General features: G+C 56.5%; 23 protein-coding genes. 11 read left to right on the top strand and 12 right to left on the bottom strand.

What is annotated here, in order from left to right; all coding sequences use genetic code 11:
• Entirely contained in the window at positions 1-1,203 is a 1,203-nt protein-coding gene (locus tag ACR0BK_RS04090) for a pyridoxal phosphate-dependent aminotransferase (RefSeq protein ID WP_480553830.1), read from the bottom strand.
• A 92-nt stretch (positions 1,204-1,295) separates the two neighbouring features.
• Between ACR0BK_RS04090 and ACR0BK_RS04085 the strand changes: the two genes are divergently transcribed.
• The 3 genes from ACR0BK_RS04085 to ACR0BK_RS04075 all read left to right on the top strand — a co-directional run bounded on the left by ACR0BK_RS04085 (position 1,296) and on the right by ACR0BK_RS04075 (position 2,518).
• The gene (locus tag ACR0BK_RS04085; RefSeq protein WP_480473470.1) at positions 1,296-1,688 is read left to right on the top strand and encodes a helix-turn-helix domain-containing protein; all 393 of its coding nucleotides are present in this window, start codon (positions 1,296-1,298) and stop codon (positions 1,686-1,688) included.
• A gap of 29 nt (positions 1,689-1,717) precedes the next feature.
• On the top strand, positions 1,718-1,942 hold the full coding sequence (locus tag ACR0BK_RS04080; RefSeq protein WP_480476785.1) for a succinate dehydrogenase assembly factor 2: 225 nt from the start codon (positions 1,718-1,720) through the stop codon (positions 1,940-1,942).
• Positions 1,943-2,020: 78 nt separating this feature from the next.
• On the top strand, positions 2,021-2,518 hold the full coding sequence (locus ACR0BK_RS04075; protein WP_480473469.1) for a MarR family winged helix-turn-helix transcriptional regulator: 498 nt from the start codon (positions 2,021-2,023) through the stop codon (positions 2,516-2,518).
• On the opposite strand, the gene ACR0BK_RS04070 is transcribed toward ACR0BK_RS04075, so the two are convergent.
• From ACR0BK_RS04070 to ACR0BK_RS04060, 3 genes are read right to left on the bottom strand one after another with little or no spacing between them, the layout of a single operon-like run.
• Positions 2,519-3,232: a DUF1194 domain-containing protein gene (locus ACR0BK_RS04070; RefSeq protein ID WP_480517590.1), complete on the bottom strand. Its 714-nt coding sequence runs from the start codon at positions 3,230-3,232 to the stop codon at positions 2,519-2,521.
• The gene (locus tag ACR0BK_RS04065; RefSeq protein ID WP_480553829.1) at positions 3,229-3,930 is read right to left on the bottom strand and encodes a DUF1194 domain-containing protein; all 702 of its coding nucleotides are present in this window, start codon (positions 3,928-3,930) and stop codon (positions 3,229-3,231) included. The genes ACR0BK_RS04070 and ACR0BK_RS04065 overlap by 4 nt, the downstream gene beginning before the upstream one ends.
• A complete protein-coding gene (locus tag ACR0BK_RS04060; protein ID WP_480553828.1) occupies positions 3,927-4,355 on the bottom strand; it encodes a VOC family protein in 429 nt (142 codons plus the stop codon). Before ACR0BK_RS04060 ends, ACR0BK_RS04065 begins: the two co-directional genes overlap by 4 nt.
• Before the next feature lie 176 nt (positions 4,356-4,531).
• On the opposite strand from ACR0BK_RS04060, the gene thyX reads away from it, so the two are divergent.
• Complete coding sequence (thyX, locus tag ACR0BK_RS04055) at positions 4,532-5,440, top strand: FAD-dependent thymidylate synthase (protein WP_480517585.1); 909 nt, start codon at positions 4,532-4,534, stop codon at positions 5,438-5,440.
• Positions 5,441-5,886: 446 nt separating this feature from the next.
• Here the strand turns inward: thyX and ACR0BK_RS04050 are convergent, their stop codons facing one another.
• Positions 5,887-6,093 (bottom strand): cold-shock protein, encoded by a 207-nt coding sequence (locus tag ACR0BK_RS04050; protein WP_008758035.1) that lies wholly within the window; start codon positions 6,091-6,093, stop codon positions 5,887-5,889.
• Between the two features lie 215 nt (positions 6,094-6,308).
• Here ACR0BK_RS04050 and ACR0BK_RS04045 point away from each other — a divergent pair, with 215 nt between their 5' ends.
• Together ACR0BK_RS04045 and ACR0BK_RS04040 are read left to right on the top strand one after the other, a co-directional pair.
• A complete protein-coding gene (locus ACR0BK_RS04045) occupies positions 6,309-6,626 on the top strand; it encodes an ArsC/Spx/MgsR family protein (protein WP_480473464.1) in 318 nt (105 codons plus the stop codon).
• 41 nt (positions 6,627-6,667) lie between these two features.
• A complete protein-coding gene (locus tag ACR0BK_RS04040) occupies positions 6,668-7,036 on the top strand; it encodes a hypothetical protein (protein ID WP_480473463.1) in 369 nt (122 codons plus the stop codon).
• 1 nt (position 7,037) lies between these two features.
• Here the strand turns inward: ACR0BK_RS04040 and ACR0BK_RS04035 are convergent, their stop codons facing one another.
• From ACR0BK_RS04035 to thrS, 5 genes are all read right to left on the bottom strand, one after another.
• Positions 7,038-7,556, bottom strand: a complete 519-nt coding sequence (locus ACR0BK_RS04035; RefSeq protein ID WP_480473462.1) for a DoxX family protein — start codon at positions 7,554-7,556, stop codon at positions 7,038-7,040.
• Positions 7,553-8,314: an HvfC/BufC family peptide modification chaperone gene (locus tag ACR0BK_RS04030; protein ID WP_480553827.1), complete on the bottom strand. Its 762-nt coding sequence runs from the start codon at positions 8,312-8,314 to the stop codon at positions 7,553-7,555. The genes ACR0BK_RS04035 and ACR0BK_RS04030 overlap by 4 nt, the downstream gene beginning before the upstream one ends.
• The gene (gene bufB, locus ACR0BK_RS04025) at positions 8,311-9,168 is read right to left on the bottom strand and encodes an MNIO family bufferin maturase (protein WP_480553826.1); all 858 of its coding nucleotides are present in this window, start codon (positions 9,166-9,168) and stop codon (positions 8,311-8,313) included. Before bufB ends, ACR0BK_RS04030 begins: the two co-directional genes overlap by 4 nt.
• A 72-nt stretch (positions 9,169-9,240) precedes the next feature.
• Positions 9,241-9,543, bottom strand: a complete 303-nt coding sequence (locus ACR0BK_RS04020; RefSeq protein WP_267365389.1) for a BufA1 family periplasmic bufferin-type metallophore — start codon at positions 9,541-9,543, stop codon at positions 9,241-9,243.
• Between the two features lie 221 nt (positions 9,544-9,764).
• On the bottom strand, positions 9,765-11,723 hold the full coding sequence (gene thrS / locus ACR0BK_RS04015; RefSeq protein WP_480553825.1) for a threonine--tRNA ligase: 1,959 nt from the start codon (positions 11,721-11,723) through the stop codon (positions 9,765-9,767).
• A 194-nt stretch (positions 11,724-11,917) separates the two neighbouring features.
• Here thrS and ACR0BK_RS04010 point away from each other — a divergent pair, with 194 nt between their 5' ends.
• From ACR0BK_RS04010 to ACR0BK_RS03995, 4 genes are all read left to right on the top strand, one after another.
• Positions 11,918-12,667, top strand: a complete 750-nt coding sequence (locus ACR0BK_RS04010; protein WP_480553824.1) for an alpha/beta hydrolase — start codon at positions 11,918-11,920, stop codon at positions 12,665-12,667.
• Positions 12,667-13,659 (top strand): alpha/beta hydrolase, encoded by a 993-nt coding sequence (locus tag ACR0BK_RS04005; RefSeq protein ID WP_480553823.1) that lies wholly within the window; start codon positions 12,667-12,669, stop codon positions 13,657-13,659. Before ACR0BK_RS04010 ends, ACR0BK_RS04005 begins: the two co-directional genes overlap by 1 nt.
• Positions 13,660-13,700: 41 nt before the next feature.
• Positions 13,701-14,315, top strand: a complete 615-nt coding sequence (locus tag ACR0BK_RS04000; protein ID WP_480553893.1) for a hypothetical protein — start codon at positions 13,701-13,703, stop codon at positions 14,313-14,315.
• An 83-nt stretch (positions 14,316-14,398) separates the two neighbouring features.
• Positions 14,399-15,115 carry an alpha/beta fold hydrolase gene (locus tag ACR0BK_RS03995; protein ID WP_480553822.1) on the top strand — a complete coding sequence of 239 codons (717 nt, stop codon included), beginning with the start codon at positions 14,399-14,401 and terminating at the stop codon, positions 15,113-15,115.
• Here ACR0BK_RS03995 and ACR0BK_RS03990 read toward each other — a convergent pair.
• The gene (locus tag ACR0BK_RS03990) at positions 15,106-15,693 is read right to left on the bottom strand and encodes a DUF6151 family protein (protein WP_480553821.1); all 588 of its coding nucleotides are present in this window, start codon (positions 15,691-15,693) and stop codon (positions 15,106-15,108) included. The genes ACR0BK_RS03995 and ACR0BK_RS03990 overlap by 10 nt on opposite strands.
• 5 nt (positions 15,694-15,698) lie before the next feature.
• Complete coding sequence (gene phaZ / locus ACR0BK_RS03985; RefSeq protein ID WP_480553820.1) at positions 15,699-16,970, bottom strand: polyhydroxyalkanoate depolymerase; 1,272 nt, start codon at positions 16,968-16,970, stop codon at positions 15,699-15,701.
• A 111-nt stretch (positions 16,971-17,081) separates the two neighbouring features.
• On the opposite strand from phaZ, the gene ACR0BK_RS03980 reads away from it, so the two are divergent.
• Positions 17,082-18,884 (top strand): PHA/PHB synthase family protein, encoded by a 1,803-nt coding sequence (locus ACR0BK_RS03980; RefSeq protein WP_480553819.1) that lies wholly within the window; start codon positions 17,082-17,084, stop codon positions 18,882-18,884.
• Positions 18,885-18,887 lie beyond the last annotated feature (3 nt).

Here is an 18,887-nt window from a genome sequence, read left to right as displayed (position 1 = left end):
TCACCTCAGAGAAGCACAAAAACGCTGGATGCGGCTGCAAGCTTCGGTCAGTGCCGCGTCGGTCGTAGCATAGCTGACGCGGAAATTCGGCGACAGGCCAAAGGCGGCACCAAACACAACGGCCACGTCGGCTTCTTCCAGCAGGGCGGTTGCAAAGGCTTCATCGTCTACAAGGACCGTCCCTGCCGGCGTCGTTTTCCCGATCAATCCGGCGATAGACGGATAGACATAGAAGGCCCCTTCAGGCGTTGGGCAGGTGACGCCGTCGATCTCGTTCAGCATCCGAACCACCAGATCGCGTCGGCGCCTGAATGTCTCGTTATTCGGGGCCAGAAAATCCTGGGTTCCGTTCAGGGCCTCAACAGCAGCCCATTGGCTGACCGAACAGGGGTTCGACGTTGATTGCGACTGGATCTTGCGCATGGCCGCGATGATCTCGACCGGGCCGGCGGCATAACCGATGCGCCAACCTGTCATGGCATAGGCTTTTGAAACCCCGTTGCAGGTGAGGGTCCGGTCAAATAGACCGGGTTCAACTTCGGCCGGGGTGCAGAACTCGAACCCGTCATAGGCCAGATGTTCGTACATGTCGTCCGACATGATCCAGACATGCGGATGACGCATCAGTACATCGGTCAGCGCCTTCAGTTCATCCCGACTATACCCTGCACCCGTCGGGTTCGAGGGCGAGTTAAAGATGAACCACTTTGTTTTGGGCGTGATGGCGGCTTCCAGTTGTTCTGCGGTCAGTTTGAAGCTGTTTTCCAGCGTCGTTTCGACCACAACAGGGGTGCCCCCCGCCAAAAGCACCATATCGGGATAACTGACCCAGTACGGCGCAGGGATGATTACCTCGTCACCGTCATTCATCGTCGCCATCAGGGCATTGTACAGCGTTTGCTTGCCACCGGTCCCGACCGAGATCTGGGCCGGCGAATAGTCCAGCCCATGATCGCGTTTCATCTTGGCACATGCCGCTTGTTTCAGTTCGGGGATGCCGTCCGGCGCGGTGTATTTGGTTTTGCCTGCTGCGATGGCCGCAACAGCGGCGTCTTTGATGTTCTGTGGCGTGTCAAAATCCGGCTCACCGGCGCTCAGGCCGATGACATCACGCCCGGCGGCCTTCAGCTCGGCTGCCTTGGCTGTCATAGCGATGGTGGGTGAAGGTTTGACGCGTGACAGTGTCGCAGACAGAAAACTCATGCTCGGCCTCGGTTTGTATGTTCAGCCCGACTGTCATAGGGTGCGTCAGAGTGACGATCAAGCCGTATAGATAAAGTGAATTGGAGACCCGAATGAATGATGAAAACGACTGGTATGGTCCGGATTCTGCGACATTCGGAGACCGTCTGGCCGGTGCACGCGAAGCCGCGGGAATGACACAGGCGCAACTGGCACGGCGTCTTGGGGTCAAGAAGGCGACAATTTCAGATTGGGAAAACGATCTGTCCGAACCCCGGGCCAACAGGCTGTCGATGATGGCGGGCATGGTCAATGTCTCGATCATGTGGTTGTTGACCGGCGAGGGCGACGGCATGGATGCACCTGTGGGTGAGGGCGAAGGTGGAACGGAACTGTCCTCGGCCGTGGCCGAACTGCGCGCCATCCGCGCTGAGATGCGCGCATGTTCCGAACGCGCGGCACGTCTGGAAAAGAAAATGCGTCAGATGCTGGAGCAGAAGAATTGAGCGAACCCCGGGATGTGCGCATCAAGCGCATGCAAATGCGGTCGATGCGACGCGGCATCAAAGAGATGGACATTATCCTGTCAGCCTATGCTGGGCGCAATCTGGCCGACATGGATGCCGACGGTCTGGATATCTATGATGCGCTGTTGCACGAAAACGATCAGGACCTTTATCAATGGGTTACGGGGCAGGTGCAGCCTCCGGCGCGATTTGCCAGCCTGGTTGCAGACATAGCGCAAACCTTTCAGAAATAAGGCAAAGTTCCGCTTAACCGATTTTTCGGATTTTCGGTTCATCGTGTGTCAAACAGCGCGACGGAATCGGAGGGTCGGATGAGTATGGAAATGCAGGTCTCCACACCAGAGACTAAGGGCTTCATAACCAGCTATCTTGAGGCACTGGTCCTGGTGGAGCGTCTGCACCGGTTGTTGCTGGATGTCATCAAGGACGAGTTTGAGCGCGTCGGCGTATTGGAAATCAATGCGGTTCAGGCGTTATTGCTGTTCAATATCGGTGATCACGAAGTTACGGCAGGCGAACTGAAAAGCCGTGGATACTATCAGGGCAGCAATGTCAGCTATAACCTCAAGAAACTGGTTGAGATGGGCTATATGCACCACCAAAGATGCGAGATTGATCGCCGTTCAGTTCGCGTACGCCTGACGCCGCAGGGCAGAGAAATCCGCAATATCGTGTCCAAGCTGTTTGCACGTCACGCCGAAGGCCTGCAAGGCAGGGGGGTGCTTGGGCTTGACGGTATTGAGGATATCACCAGTTCGCTGCGTCGCGTTGAACGGTACTGGACGGATCAGATACGGTATATCTATTGATCAGTGGCGGGCGTCAGACAGAACAAGGCTGTCCAGCTCACGAAGAAGTTTGCGGGTCATGGCCTCTTCATATGCCTCAAAGCCCAGCGCCACTTCTACGAACGCGTTTGGCCCCAAAATGACCCAGGCTGAATAATAGGCTGATAGTTCACCGACCTGAACATATCTCCGATCACCTTCTTTCGGATCGTCGGCACCGATCACCAGCCCGTTAATTGTGATCCCGTCATGTCGTAAACTAGCTTTCACATCACGTGGATGCGGTCCGAGGTTATGTTTGCCATCACCGGACAAATCCAGCGTACGGCGCCAGCACCCACTTTGCTGATCAAGCAGGGAAGAGCCAAATAACATGGCCGACCCTAACGCCGTTCCCTGCGGCGCTGCGCTGCGCGAGGTGCGGATCAAACGATCACTGATTGCGATCAGGTCGGCGGGGGACCGTACTTCTGTCCACTCCAGCAGCATCCGTTCATGTCCCCGCTCGCTCCATTCGAAGATCGCCAGACGCAAGGCGGTTGCGCCGTCCGACAACATAAGTTGGCCAACTTCGGGGCGGCTCAGGGCCGCCGCCAGCCCGTCCAGTTGCAGCCTGTATTCCCGGCTGTCGACCGAACCCGACACATCCAGCCCCAGCGCAAGGGCCTGACGGCATTCGCCAAAGGCAGGTCCTGATATCAGGCAAGCCAGTAAGACGATCACGCGACGTATCATGGGCCTTCAATCCGCAATGCACCGATCTGCAAGCCGCTCAGTTCCCGTTTCAGTTTCTTTCGCATGGCGCGCTCGAAATCTTCAAACCCGGTGGCAATTTCCAAAAAGGCGCCGGGCCCGTGCAGGACGTTATTTTCGAAGAAAGGGATCAGGAACAGCTCTCCCTCGAAATCGGCTGCGTTGATCACAAGCCCATTCACGACAGTGTTTTGAAAGGGAAAGTGCCGATAGGCGATCTGCGGCCCATAGCCATCGTTGTTCGTGCCATCGCCGGACAGGTCAATGGTTTGAAACAAGCATTGCGGCGCTTGCTCCATAAGGGTTGCACCGTATGCCAACGCATAGCCCATAGCTGTTGCTGATCCGCTGTCAGATCGGGCGGATTGGCTGACCTGGCTGGATGCGAACAGCAGATCACCAACATCATCGATCATTGTCCAGTTCAGGACGACATTTTGGGTTGAGCGGCCACTCCACTCATATACCGCCAGGGCAACCGGCATAGGTGAAGAAAAGAAGGCCTCTTGCACTTCGGGCGCAATCAATGCGGCGGCTAACCCCTGCCGCTGTAACACATCTTCGGCCTGATCGACTGAAACGGAAATATCCATCGCCAAGGCCAGCGCCAAGCGGCATTGCTCGGCCTTGACAGGGCTGGCCTGAACGACCAGCCCAAACGCTATCAGCCAACGGATCACCAGTGACCACTGCTCTCCATGCTGGCCCAGGGTTCGGCTCGTTCCAGTGCTTCGCCATTCTGCAAAAGCTCAACCGAGATATTGTCGGGCGATCGAACAAAAGCCATGCGACCATCCCTTGGCGGGCGATTGATCGTAACACCGTTGTTCTGAAGATGTTGGCAAACCTCGTAGATATTGTCGACACCGTAGGCCAGATGGCCGAAGTGACGGCTGTCGGCGGGCAACTCGTCATCACCGTCCCAATTGTACGTCAGCTCGATCGGGGCGTCTTCCTGTCCCGGAGGGGCCATGAAGATCAGAGAAAATCGCCCGGCTTCACTGTCATACCGACGTGTTTCTTTCAGACCCAGAAGCTCGTAAAATGCCATGGATTTTTCAAGATCCTTCACGCGGACCATGGTGTGAAGATATTTCAACGCCATTTCGGCCATCCTTTTTCGACTCACATTGCCAAGAGCTTAGCGCTCCTCCTCGACGTGTCGATAGAGCCCTCGGCAGCAATTTGTTTTTTGCGTCCGCTGCGGCATATATCGCGGTTCCTGTGCCGGGATCGGCGATATATAGTGGCAGGCGACTCATTGCCAGAAAGGAAGATTCGATGCCGCTGTCCCCTGATCAACAGGCCGAGATCGACGCGCAACGCGCGCAATCGCATCCCACGCGTCGAGTTGTCTCGGCGGGAATGGAAGATCACCTGTACACAGCGCATCAGGTTCTGGATCATGGCTTTGTCCGCGTGATCGACTATATGGGGGACGATGCCGCCATCTGTCAGGCTGCGCGCGTTTCATACGGCAAAGGCACCAAATCTGTTCAGAATGATGAAGGGTTGATCCGGTATCTGATGCGGCACTGGCATTCGACGCCTTTCGAAATGTGCGAAGTCAAATTGCATGTGAAATTGCCGGTGTTTGTGGCGCGGCAGTGGATCCGGCACCGGACCGCCAACGTGAATGAATACTCGGCACGGTATTCAATTCTGGATCGCGAGTTCTATATCCCTGCCCCTGAACATGTGGCGGCACAGTCCGAAGTAAACAATCAGGGCCGCGGGGCAACGTTGGAAGGTGAAGAGGCCGCGCGTGTATTGGAAACCCTCAAGGCGGACAGCACGCGGTGCTATGACAACTACGAGTCCATGATCAGCCAGGACGGGCAACAGGGGCTTGCCCGTGAACTGGCCCGCATGAACCTACCCGCAAACGTTTATACGCAGTGGTATTGGAAGGTGGACCTGCATAATCTGTTCCACTTCCTGCGCCTGCGTGCCGACCCACATGCTCAGTATGAAATCCGCGTTTATGCCGAGGCGATGTGCAAGATCGTCGCTGATTGGGTGCCGTTTGCGTATAAGGCGTTCGAGGATTATCGGCTGGGTGCGGTAAACCTGTCTGCCCAGATGGTCGAAAGCCTGCAACGAATGCTGGCAGGAGAGGCGGTCACGCAGGAAAACTCGGGGATGACGGCGCGCGAATGGCGTGAGTTCGAGGCGATCATTCGCAGATAGAACCGACAAGCTGCATAGCTTTTGTCTATACGTGTCGTCATGGAATTGTTACATTGGTTCCATGGCCCGCTTTTTGAACCTTGCTCTGTTATGTCTGGTTTTTGGTTTTGCCCTACCTGTGCGAACCAAATCCCCATAGCTGAGGTTCTGTGCGAACTGACGCCCCGGCTGCACCAGAAACTGGAAAGTCAGTTCGGCGCGTGGCATCGGGTGTTCGCGGGCCGGAACAGGTTATGGAAGTCTGCGCAAGTCAGCGCGGGGACTGGACAATGGTTGTCACCTACGCGACAGGCACATCTTGCATCGTGGCTACGGGCGAAAACTGGAATAACCACGCCGACGCCAAGCCCGCGCGAGGGTAATGGAACGAAACCGGTGGGGGATGGATAACGGCCGGAAATTGGCCGTCATCCTTAATGATCTACCGCGTGTTTAGCGGGAAGTCGTTACAGTGGTTTCAAATCAGCTGCCATTTGGCGGCCGTCGCGTCCGTCCTGCAACTCGTACGAAACTTTTTGGTTGTCTGCGAGTCCGGTGAGGCCGGACCGTTCTACGGCCGAGATATGTACAAACACATCTTTGCCCCCTTCGTCAGGGGCAATAAATCCATAGCCTTTGGTGGTATTGAACCATTTCACGGTGCCGGTTGGCATGTCCCGTGTCTCCTTCTACTTACGCATTGTCCCACAAATTGGTGGGGGCTGTGGTCAGCGTCACCACACAAAAAAACTGCGTAGCGCATGCTGAACAGTCCAATTCGTGCGTTTCGCCTTTTTCAACATTGCACGGTGAAGTAAAAAATCAAGAATAACCGCAAGAAACGGGCAAGATTGCCTAAAAAGGAAGCAAGGGCAGGAGCGTCAAAGACATGCAGCTTTATGGATTGAAAAACTGTGACACCTGTCGCAAGGCATTGAAATCACTTCCAGACGCCAAGTTTTTTGACGTACGCAGCGACGGTGTGCCGGATTCGGTGCTGTCACGGGCCTTTGCTGAGTTCGGCAATGACTTGCTTAATACCAGATCGACGACATGGCGCGGATTGGACGAAACCCAGCGTGCCAAGGCCCCTTTGGAGCTTTTGAGAGAGCATCCGGCCCTGATGAAACGCCCACTGATCGAAGCGGATGGCAGGCTGTTGTTGGGCTGGACGGCTGAAACCCGTGCTCAGCTTGGCATTTCTTGAACGAGTGCCTATCTGCCTGAAAGCAACAATGAGGATTTTCAATGCGTAATGCCGCAATGTTATTGGGTGTAATCGCCGGGTTGATCGGCATGATCGTCGGGTTCTTCGGCTATGCGAAGGTGGTCGTGGTTGACCATGTCGGTGAAATTGAAGGCATGCTAAGCCAGGTCGACAATCCTGATCTGGTGCAAGCCATTTCGATTATCGCGCCCCTCTTGGCAATCGCGGGCGGGGCCATGGCGCCAGCGCGCGCGTTGATTGCCGGGGTCTTGTTGCTGGTGTCGGCGGCCGCGATGTACTACGCGTTCGGCTTTGGTGTTTTCACCATGTTCCCGATCACATTTGCTGCTGTCGCCGGAGTACTTGGGCTGGCCGCAGGAAAACCGGACCAGCCCAAGGCGCATTTCTAAGTTACTTAAGTCGCAGGATCCGGTCGAGTGAGATCGGGCCTGCGCCGTTGACGACGATCACCAGCATCAGGAAGGTCCACATCGTGCGCTGATCCATCAGGGACGGGGCCGCGTCGAACAGGCTGCCCAGTTTCACGCCATGTCCGGTGACGTCGACAAGGGTCTGCACCCAGATAAAACCGATCATGCCCAAAGCCGCCAGACGCGAGAACAGTCCAACCAGAAGAAGCGTGGGAAGCACAAATTCTGCAACCGTTCCCATGAAGATGACGATGCGTTGGAAGAACGTCATTTGGGACACGTCATAAAGAACAGCTTCTGCCGCTTTGGGGAAAATCTGACCAAAGGCACCTGCCGAAGGCGAAAAGATCGACCCGTCGATCTTTAGCATGGCTGAGTTCCAGTAATAGACCAGAAGAACCGCAACAAAGACCAGCCGTGCCAGCGTAGGGGTCAACCAGCCAGACGCAAAGTCCAGTTTTCCCATGGTGTTATTGTAGGTTGAGATCAGAGCAGTCATGTCTTGGGCCTTTCGATAGTCACAGAGGTTATTGAACCACCCTTCAGAAGCAGCGCCAGAGTGGTTCCAAGATCAAATTCAGGCAGTTCAGCAGTCGTTTTTTCAAATGCCCCGCCGATTGTGTCGCCGTTCTGCATATAGGTGATCCAGTCTGCACCACCCGCTGGAAGCGGATTGGGTGTCGGGTCGAACTCAGCGCGCGTGATCAACACATCCTCGGCCCGTGCATCTGGTTTCGGGGCATCGGCTTCCACGTTGAAGCGCCAGATAGCGTGAATGGGCCAGTCCGAGCGGATCACCTGCATGGCCGGTGCAAACTGCAACCGGGCCTGCATGACCTGCTCGGGCTCGACCGCTAAAACGTCTGCCGGTGCAGGTTCGCTGTCGGCGGCGTGGTAGGACTTGCGCAAGGCAATCTCTAACCGGGCCACGTCGGGCAGATATCCGAGATGGGCAAGTTGGGGCATTCCGGCCAGAAAATCAGGAAACGCCTCGCCATAAAACATCATCAGAGGAGAGGAGGGCGGGTGTTGACGCAGGAAAATCCCGGCCAGCCCATCCATGTTCTGCGCCCCTAGCAATTTGGCAATCACGGGAAACGCCTGATGCATCGCTTCGGTCAGCGACACCGCAACATTGTTGCGGTACACGCTGAACCGGCGACCGGCGGGGCGCGCGCCACCGTCCAGCAATCCGCCGGGAACGGGCGCTGACGCATCCATCATGGCCGCGCGGAATTCAGATTGCGAAACGCTCATACCGGTATCCGGTCCAGTGCGGATTGCGCGCGAACGGCCTCATTTCGGAGAACGGGCCAATCCGGCACATCAGTGTCCCATTCGATCAGAATGGGTTTTGGCCCCGAACGCTCCAGCACATAATCCAGCAGGGTCCACACCGGATCGACCACTTCACGTCCGTGACTGTCGATCAGCAGCGGATGACCGTGGTCGTCTTCATCCTCATCATGGCCGCCAAGGTGGATTTCCGACACTTTTTCAAGCGGATAGGCGTCAATATAACCTTGCGGCGAGAAATCCAGATTGGTGGCCGAGACAAAGACATTGTTTACGTCCAGCAACAAGCCGCAACCGGTGCGCCTGGCAATCTCCCTCAGGAAATCAGGTTCGGACCAGGTGCTTTCCTCGAAGGCCAGATAGCTGGACGGGTTTTCCAGCAGCATCTGGCGCCCGACCGTGTGCTGGACCTGGTCGATATGTTCACAAACCCGCGCAAGAGTTTCGTCGGTATAGGGAAGGGGCAGCAGGTCGTTGTAAAAATGGCTGTCATGGGTGGACCAGGCCAAATGTTCGGAAAAGCTTGCAGGGTTCAGCCAGCCTACCAGGTGTTTTAGCCGGGCCAGATGATCAAGGTCCAGCGCGCCTTCACCGCCAATGGAAAGGCCAACGCCATGGACCGAGATTGGGAACTTTTCGGAGAGGTGGCGCAGCTGCGCCAAGGGCCGCCCGCCGTCGCCCATATAGTTCTCGGCATGGATTTCCAGCCATGCAACAGGCTGTGCGTGTTCAAGTATCTGAGCAAAATGTTGCGGTTTGTAACCTACGCCCGGCGCTGCAGGCAGGCGGTTTGACCGGTGGGTGTCATCCAACATGAGCCAGTTCCTCGATCACGAAAGGGAAAGGGCGGGCGATGGTGCCCGCCCCTTGAAATCGTCAGGCCAATCTTATGCCGGCAGGTCGCGTTCCAGCGCTTCCAATGAACCTTTGCGCGGCGTGCCGTTTGCTTCCGCAGGAAGTTCGATGTCGGCGCAAGTGCCTGCGTCAACCAGGGTCCAGGCGTTGCCCTGATAATCAACGGTCGAGGTGCCTGCGCAGGTGGTGCCGGGGCCTGCGGCACAGTCGTTCTGGCCGGCCAGCGATACACCGTAGCACTTTTCTTTTGCCTGTGCGCTTGCTGTGGTTGCGGCACCCGATACGGCGGCTGCGACTGCGGTTGCGATAACCAGGGATTTAGCTGTTTTCGACATCTCGGTAATCCTCTTGATGACTGGGTATGTCTGCTTGTGACAATGACAAAGGTAGTGGCTTGGTGGGTAGAGTTGAATTCACGAGCCCGTGTCTCACAAGCGCGTCATGGGGCGGCCTGCCCCCTTGTAGCGTAATACATTGTTTTTGATGAAGAAAGGGTGAAATGTTACAATCCGACCCCATAAGAGGGGTCGGATTTTTTTGGATATGGTGCTGTTTGTTACAGCAGATCTGGCGGGGTGGCGGCGCGTGCCAGCTCTTTTGTTACAACATCAAGCGGTTGTACCTGAGTCTGTTTTTCACCCAGTCGCCGCACGCTTACGGTGCGCTCGTCAACTTCACGGTGACCGACGGCCAGAATTACAGGCACTTTGCCGACCGAATGCTCACGGACCTTGTAGTTGATCTTTTCATTGCGGATGTCAGCCTCGGCCCGCACACCGGCCGCGCGCAGAGTTTCGACCACTTCGGTGACGTAGTCGTCCGCGTCGGATGTGATGGACGCGACGACGACCTGACGCGGGGCCAACCAGAACGGCAATTTGCCTGCGTGTTCCTCGATCAGGATACCGATAAAGCGTTCGAAGGATCCCAGCGTGGCGCGATGCAACATGACGGGGCGGTGTTTGGCCCCGTCGGCGCCGATATAGGTGGCGTCCAGCCGTTCGGGCAGAACGAAATCGACCTGGAAGGTGCCGCATTGCCAGTCACGCCCGATGGCGTCCGTCAGAACGAATTCCAGTTTCGGACCATAGAATGCACCTTCGCCCGGGTTCAGTTCCGGTTCGATCCCGGCGGCACGGGTGGCGGACAAAAGTGCCGCTTCTGCCTTGTCCCATACCTCGTCCGATCCGGCGCGGGTTTCGGGACGGTCAGAGAATTTCACCGAAAAATCCTCGAACCCCAGATCCTTGTAGATCACGCTGAGGAAACGGATGAATTCGGCGGTCTCCGCCTCGATCTGTTCTTCGGTTGAAAAGATATGGGCGTCATCCTGCGTGAACCCGCGCACCCGCATGATGCCATGCAATGCACCAGAGGGTTCGTACCGGTTGCACGATCCGAACTCGGCCATGCGCAGCGGCAGGTCGCGATAGGATTTCAGGCCTTGCTTGAAAATCTCGACATGGCAGGGGCAGTTCATCGGTTTGAGCGCGTTGACGGCCTTTTCGCGGGCATGTTCCTCGTCGACTTCGACGATGAACATGTTTTCCTGATATTTGTCCCAGTGGCCTGATCGTTCCCACAGTTTGCGGTCAACGACCTGCGGCGTGTTCACCTCGACATACCCACCCTTGCGCTGCTGACGGCGCATGTAGTCCTGCAACTGGGTGTAGATGGTCCAGCCATTGGGGTGCCAGAAAATCTGACCGGGGGCTTCTTCCTGCATGTGAAACAGGTCCATCTCGCGGCCTAGTTTGCGGTGGTCGCGCTTTGCGGCCTCTTCCAGCATATGAAGGTGGTCTTTCAGTTTTTCCTTGCCGGTGAAGGCCACGCCGTAGATGCGTTGCAGCATCGCGCGGTTGCTGTCGCCGCGCCAATAGGCACCGGCGATGGACATCAGCTTGAACGCATCACCGGGAACCTGACCGGTATGTTGCAGATGCGGACCGCGGCACAAATCCTGCCAGTGGCCGTGCCAGTACATGCGCAACGGCTCGTCCCCGGGAATGGCTTCGATCAGCTCAACCTTGTAGGGCTCGTTATTGGCCTTGTAGAACTCGATGGCCCGCTCGCGATCCCAAACCTCGGTGGTGACAGGATCGCGCTTGTTGATGATCTCTTTCATCTTTTTCTCGATGAGGCCAAGATCTTCGGGCGTGAACGGTTCTTCCCGGTCGAAGTCATAATACCAGCCGTTTTCGATAACGGGGCCGATGGTGACCTTGGTCGCAGGCCAGATTTCCTGCACGGCGCGGGCCATGATGTGGGCCAGATCGTGGCGGATCAGTTCGTTGGCCTGCGCGTCATCCTTCATGGTGTGGATGGCAATCTGTGCATCGGCTTCGATAGGCCATTGCAGGTCCCAGTGTTTGCCGTCAACGGTGGCCGAGATGGCCTTTTTGGCCAGCGAACTTGAAATATCGGCAGCCACCTGCGCGGGCGTAACCCCTGCGTCATAGGAACGTGCATTGCCATCTGGGAAAGTGAGAGAGACGGATTTTGAATCCAGGGCCATTTCGGCTCTCCTCGTCGGTTTGGCGCCCACTGAACGCCCGGTTGCGGGTTATTTGCGTCTGGCTGATGTGGCAGGTGCAGCAATTCCTGTCAAGGGTCGCAGGGTACGGTCACTGACGCCACGACACCCCGAATTCGGGAATTGCGACCAACGGGCTGCCGTGCATGATGTTCCCCAAAGCATAAGAGGGTTTCATGGCGGCGACGGATTTTCTGGAAACAGCACAGGGGCGAAAACTGGCCTATCACAAAACCGAAGGCTCAGGGCCGACCCTGGTTTTTCTGGGTGGGCTTATGTCGGATATGGAAGGCACCAAGGCAGTCCATCTGGAAGCTTGGGCGCAGGCGCGGGGGCGGGCCTTTTTGCGGTTTGATTATTCCGGTCATGGCGAAAGCTCTGGCGCGTTCAAGGATGGCTGCATTGGGGATTGGCATGAGGACACTGTCGCTGCGGTCGATGCCTTGACCAAGGGGCCGCTGATCGTTGTCGGCTCGTCCATGGGGGGGTGGCAGGCGCTTTTGCTGGCCAAGGCCCTGCCGGACCAGATTGCAGGTATGGTCACGATCGCCGCCGCGCCGGATTTCACGGAAGATGGCTATTGGGCATCCTTCACCGATGACCAGAAAGCCGCCCTGGAAACTGTCGGGCATGTCGAGTTGCCGTCCGATTACATGGAACCTTACATCGTCACCAAACGGATGATCGAAGATGGGCGGCAGCGCCTTGTACTGCGCGACACGTTGAACCTGCCGTTCAAGGTTCGTTTCCTACAGGGAACAGCGGATACAGCCGTTTCGACTGAAACGGCCGTTAGGTTGCTGGACCACGCAACAGGGCCGGACATGCAGCTTCTTTTGGTCAAGGATGCCGATCACAGGTTCTCGGATGATGCATGTCTTGGCTTGATCGAGGCGGCGGTTCTGGATGTGTTGGGAGACGCGTGATGCGGCGTTTGGGATGGCTTCTGGGGCGCTTGTTCCTTGCGTTTATTGTCATCGGCGGCCTTATCTACTGGTTTGGTCCGCGCGAAGAGGTGAACCTGAGCCCAAGCTTTGATCCGCGCAAGTTCGGTGAGGGCGTACAGGTTTATTTCGAAAGCACCGAAGCCGCGTTTGACGATATCGTTCCGGGTGTCGAAAAACGAGCGATCTGGCAGGATGGCTTTAACGAACGGCGCACCCCGTATTCCGTTCTTTACATCCATGGCTTTTCAGCAAGTTCCGAGGAAATCCGGCCAGTGCCGGACCTTGTGGCAGACGCGCTGGGGGCCAATCTGGTTTACACACGCCTGCAAGGTCATGGGCGAACCGGATCAGCCATGGCGGAAGGCACTGCCTCGGGCTGGATGCAGGACACCGCCGAGGGATTGGCGGCCGCGCGTGCTGTTGGGGACAAGGTGATCGTAATCTCAACTTCGACCGGTGCGACGCTTGCAGCCGCCGCCGCTTTGGATGCCAGCCTCAGCGAAGATGTTGTCGGCATGGTCTTTGTCTCTCCGAATTTCGGGGTCAACACGGCCGCGGCATGGATTCCCACTTTGCCATGGGCGAGGGATTGGTTACCGGTCCTGATGGGGGACGAACGCGATGTATCGGGGCCAGACCCGGAAAAGAACAAATATTGGTCTACGGTCTATCCGTGGGAATCGGTCGTGCCGATGTCCGTTCTGGTCGAAAAAGTCTATGCGCTGGATTTCTCGAACGCCCTGGTGCCCGTGCTGTTCTGGTTCTCGGACAACGATCAGGTGGTGCGCCCTGACCGCACACACGAGGTCGCCGAAGCGTGGGGTGCGCCAGCATCCGTCAAACTGGTGACAATGGGTCCCGAGGATGATCCGTCATCTCATGTTATTGCCGGTCGCCTGATGTCGCCAGGGCAGACCGACGCGGCTGTGGCCGGTATCCTGGATTGGTTAAAAGGGCTGGGGGTGGAATGATGGCGGCCTCGGGTCGCGGTAAGATGCGTAAGCCGGGCAGTATGTGGAGCCTTGAGACCTTAGGGCGCGTTCGTCTGTCCCGGTATTTCTTCATGCGCGATTTCCTCTATTCCGAGATCGGGAACTTTCACCAAAAACAGAACATTCCAGACAATCCGGATCTGGCTATCGAGACAGGACGTGCGTTCTGTGAAACTCTGCTGGACCCGCTGGAAGAGACCTTTGGCAGGATCGCTGTGCGCTCGGGCTATCGCTCACCGTCGCTAAACAGGTTTGGCAATGAAAACAAACTGAACTGTGCCCGAAATGATCACCCGTTGGAATGCCACATCTGGGATCGTGGGGACGGGGATGCGCGGATTGCCGGGGCGTCTATTGTAATCCCCTGGTTTGCGGATCAGTTTGCGCAGGGCCGGGATTGGCGGGATCTGGCATGGTGGATGCATGATCACCTGGATTATTCCGAAATCTGGTTTTTTCCGAAACTCTGCGCTTTCAATCTGGTGTGGCGCCCTAAACCGCAGCGGCGGATTGACAGCTACATTGCGCCACGCGGATGCCTTCTGAAACCGGGCGCTGAGCCCGAGGAAAGTGCGGCTTCACGACGGTCCCGCTATGCTGACTTTCCGGCTTTTCGGGCAATCGCCTATCCGTGACGTTCCGCTTGTTTGAATGTGATAAATTCTCAACCTGACTGCAAACCCAAGGGCTCGGGAAACCGAGCGTATGGAGGCCCCGCGTGATCGAGCCGCTGGTACTGCTACCTGGACTGATGTGCGATGCCCGACTGTATCGCCCTCAGATCGAGGTGTTATCGCAGACGCGACCCGTAACCGTTGCGCCAATCTCAGCAGGTGAGCGTATCGAAGAGATCGCCTCGGGTCTGTTGGACCAACTTCCACATCGGTTTGCACTAGCTGGATTGAGCATGGGCGGTGTGGTGGCGTTGGAGCTGATCCGCCGAGCACCGGAACGTGTGTCGCGCCTGTGCCTGATGGCAACTGATGCGCAGGCGGACACGCCTCAAATGGCGGCCAGTCGCGAAGACCTGATCATTGGCGCGCAAGGTGGCCGGTTGGAGGAGGTCATGCGGAAACTTGTAAGTTCCGACGCGCTGGCACCGGGCCCGCAGCGTATTCCCATCCTGAACGGTTTGCTGGCAATGGCGCAGGATTTGGGTGCTGAAACTTTCGTGCGTCAAATGCGTGCCCTGCAACGCCGCCCGGATCAACAGGCCGCGTTGCGTCGCATCAAGGTGCCCACGTTGGTTCTGTGCGGTGCGCACGACACTCTGACACCCGTCAAACGGCATTCTTTCATGGCAGAACTCATTCCCGGAGCGGAACTGCTGGTTATTGAAAAGGCCGGTCACTTGCCGACACTGGAGACGCCCGACATCGTCAATGAGGCACTGCAAACCTGGTTGGACGCCCAGCAACGGTTTGATTACTGGTAAAGCATCGCGCGTTCGGTCTTTGAAATGACAGTTGGCGTCACCACGGGTTTACCGGTTTCTCGATCGAAAAACGGTGTGTTCTTCCATCGCCCGGACAGGCGCGATCCGACGGCCCTGCGCAACAGGCCAAAAATGGCGGGGCCGGGATTTTCGTGCTTTTGCTTTCCGTCCGGTCGGGGAACAAACCCGCGTGTCGTGACGGGTCCTAGCGCCGAAGCACCACCCGCAACCCGGCCGACGATAACGCCAGCAAACGGGAGTTTCGCGGTTTTGGGCGTTGCCGCCAAAGGTGCGTTACAGCAACTGGCGTACCAACGCAGCATGCCCTTGGGGCTGAGTTGCATCGCCGCAAGATACTGACTTCCTGTGCTGATTTCGATCTCATCCGGTGCGATCTGAAAAATCCCGACAGGTCCGGGTGCGGGGTCCGGTTGCTTGAAATACAGTTGAGCGGCTCGGCAATCATTGCAGAAACACTCAACATGTGTGCCTTGCCTAACACCGCGGGTTGAAATACGTCCCTGCAAGTTGCCGCATAGACAGGAAAAGGCGAGGCCATTTTGCGCTGACCCGCTCATGTCGGTTAGGCTACCTTGTTGGAGTTGGCCGCGCGACGGTTTGGTTTTCGCGCGTTTTCGTTCATGAAATCAATCACAAGAGGGCGAATGTTGTCGCGCCAGCTGCGGCCTGCGAAGATACCATAATGACCGGCACCGGGTTCGACGTGGCTTGCCTTTTTGCTGTCCGGCAGGCCGGTGCACAAATCCAGCGCGGCAATACACTGGCCGGGTGCGGAGATGTCATCATTTGCACCTTCGACAGTCTTCACCGCAACATCGGTAATCTTACTGATGTCCACCTTGTGACCCGCGACCACGAACTCGTTTCTCGCAATCTCTCGATTTTTGAAGACCCGCTCGACCGTCGAAAGATAGAACTCGGCTGTCATGTCCATCACGGCCAGGTATTCGTCATAGAAACGGTTATGGGCATCCTGGTCCGAGGCCTCGTCCCGCATGACGCGCTGGATCTGGTCGGAAAACGCTTTGGAGTGACGATCTGCGTTCATGGACATGAACGAGGCCAATTGCAGCAGACCCGGATAGACCATACGTCCAACGCCCTTGTACTTGAAGCCAACACGCTGGATCATTGTTTCTTCCAACTGGCCCATGGTGACGCGACGACCGAAGTCTGTCACATCGGTCGGCGTTGCGTCCGGGTCGACGGGGCCACCTATTAGCGTCAGGGTGCTTGGTTGAGCTTTGGGTTCAATCTCGGCCAGGTATGCCGTTGCGGCCAAGGTCAGAGGCGCAGGCTGGCAAACGGCAACAACATGGGTGTCCGGTCCAAGCTCTTTCATAAAATCTACAAGGTAGAGCGTGTAGTCTTCGACATCGAATTTACCTGCAGACACAGGGATATCGCGCGCATTATGCCAATCGGTGATGTAGACTTCGCAATTGACCAGAAGGCTTTTGACTGTCGACCGCAGCAACGTTGCATAGTGACCGGACATCGGGGCAACCAACAGCACTTTGCGCGGTTGTTCTTTTCGGCCATTGATGCGGAAATGTACCAGATCACCAAAAGGGCGTTCCAGAACGGTCGTGATTTCAACCAGATGATCCTTGCCATCTTCGCAGGTGAACGTGCGAATACCCCAATCGGGCTTTGCAACCATCCGCTGGAACGTACGCTCGGTCACTTCACCCCAGGCGGCCATCCAGTTGAATGCGGGGTTCGGCACCATGGAAAACATCGGATAAGACGCCATCGCGCTGGCGGTTGCACCAAGCCACTGGTTGGTGTTTCGCGCAGTTTCCATCAGGTCGTAGGTCATCATGTAGCGCATAAATGGGGCCTCCTGAGTGTCAGCCTGAGAGTTCGGACCATTCGTCGCTTTGCCCCCCAGCACCCACGACGTTATTCTGCATAGCAGCGAGGTTAGGGGGGAATTGTTAAAATGACAACTAGTGAAGACCACATGCCAGACGTATCCGAAGAACATATTGAACGCCTTAAAGAAAATATGGAAAAGGTCGAGAAGCTGTCCAAGCGCCTGATTGAGGTCATGGCTGTAAAACGGCCGCACACACCCGCGCTGGACGGCCCGAATCAAGAGCTTTTCGCACGAGCAGCAAGTGCCTACTGGGCGGAGGCTTGGCAAAATCCCGCCAAACTACTGGAACAGCAGATAGAATTCTGGGGCAAGTCAGTGCTGAACTTTGCCGAGGCGCAGAAAGCGCTGACTGCGTCTGACGCGGAAGGCGAAGCCCCCAAAACAGAAGACAAGCGATTTTCGAACCCCCTTTGGGAGACCAATCCCTATTTCCGACTGATCCGCCAGCAATACCAGACCAATGCGCAAGCGATCGCGCAGGCTGTTGCGTCCGTGGACGATCTGGATGCCAAGGACAAAAGGCGGCTGCAATATTTCTCGCAGCAAATCGTCGATATGATGGCGCCGACAAACTTCCTGGCGACCAATCCGGATGCATTACAAAAAGCGGTCGAAACCGAGGGCCAGTCACTGATCAAGGGGTTGGAAAACCTTGTGTCAGATCTTGAGGCCAACAATGGCGAGCTGGTCGTCAAACTGGCAGATGAGAGTGCCTTTGAGGTCGGCGGTAACCTGGCGACGACGCCGGGGGAGGTGGTTTATCGTAACCGGATGATGGAACTGATCCAGTACAAGCCGGCGACCGAAACTGTATATGAGACACCGATTGTCCTGTTCCCGCCCTGGATCAACAAGTTCTATATTCTGGACCTGAAAGCCCAGAACAGCATGATCAAATGGATCACCGAGCAGGGATATACCCTGTTTGTAGTGAGCTGGGTCAATCCGGACGAAAGCTATGCCGAAACCGGCATGGAAGACTACATTCAGGACGGTTTCCTGACCGCGATCGAGGCGGCCAAGAAGATTTGCAAGGTCAAACAGGTCAACGCGGTGGGGTATTGCATTGCAGGTACCACCCTGAGCCTGACGCTGTCTCTGCTGAAACAGCGAGGAGACAAGTCGGTCAAATCGGCGACCCTGTTCACCGCATTGACGGATTTTTCCGATCAGGGAGAGTTCACGCCTTTCCTACAAAACGATTTTATCGACGGAATCGAAGAAGAAGTGAAAAAGGAAGGTGTTCTGCGGTCGTGGATCATGGCGCGCACAATGTCATTCTTGAGATCACGTGACCTTATCTATGGCCCGGCCATTCGCAGTTACATGATGGGGGAAGTGCCCCCGGCCTTTGATTTGCTGTACTGGAACGGTGACGGAGCCAACCTGCCTGCGAAAATGGCGGTGGAGTACTTGCGTGGGCTATGCCAGCGCAATGAATTCGCGACCGATGGCTTTGAGGTACTGGGGCATAAGCTGAAGCTCGGTGACGTTGATGTGCCCCTGATAGCCATCACATGCGAAACCGATCATATCGCGGCGTGGAAAGACTGCTATCGCGGTGTGCAAAAGATGGGCTCGAGATCAAAAACTTTCGTGGTTTCCGAGTCGGGTCATATTGCGGGCATTGTGAACCCGCCCAGCAAGAAAAAGTATGGGCATTACACCAACCCGGATTTGAAAACAGACGCCGCCACCTGGTTAAAGGAAGCCGATTTTCATGAAGGGTCTTGGTGGCCCATGTGGGATGCCTGGCTTAAGAAACGGTCGGGCAAGCAGGTACCGGCCCGTGAACCTGGCGATTCGAAGCACCCGAGCCTGGGTGCTGCACCCGGAACGTATGTAGTGGCAAAACCAAACGCCTGATTT

The sequence above is a fragment of the Ruegeria sp. AF1 genome (genome assembly GCF_056542125.1).
The sequence above is the reverse complement of the archived record's forward strand: the minus strand, read 5'-3'. Positions and strand labels throughout refer to the sequence as shown.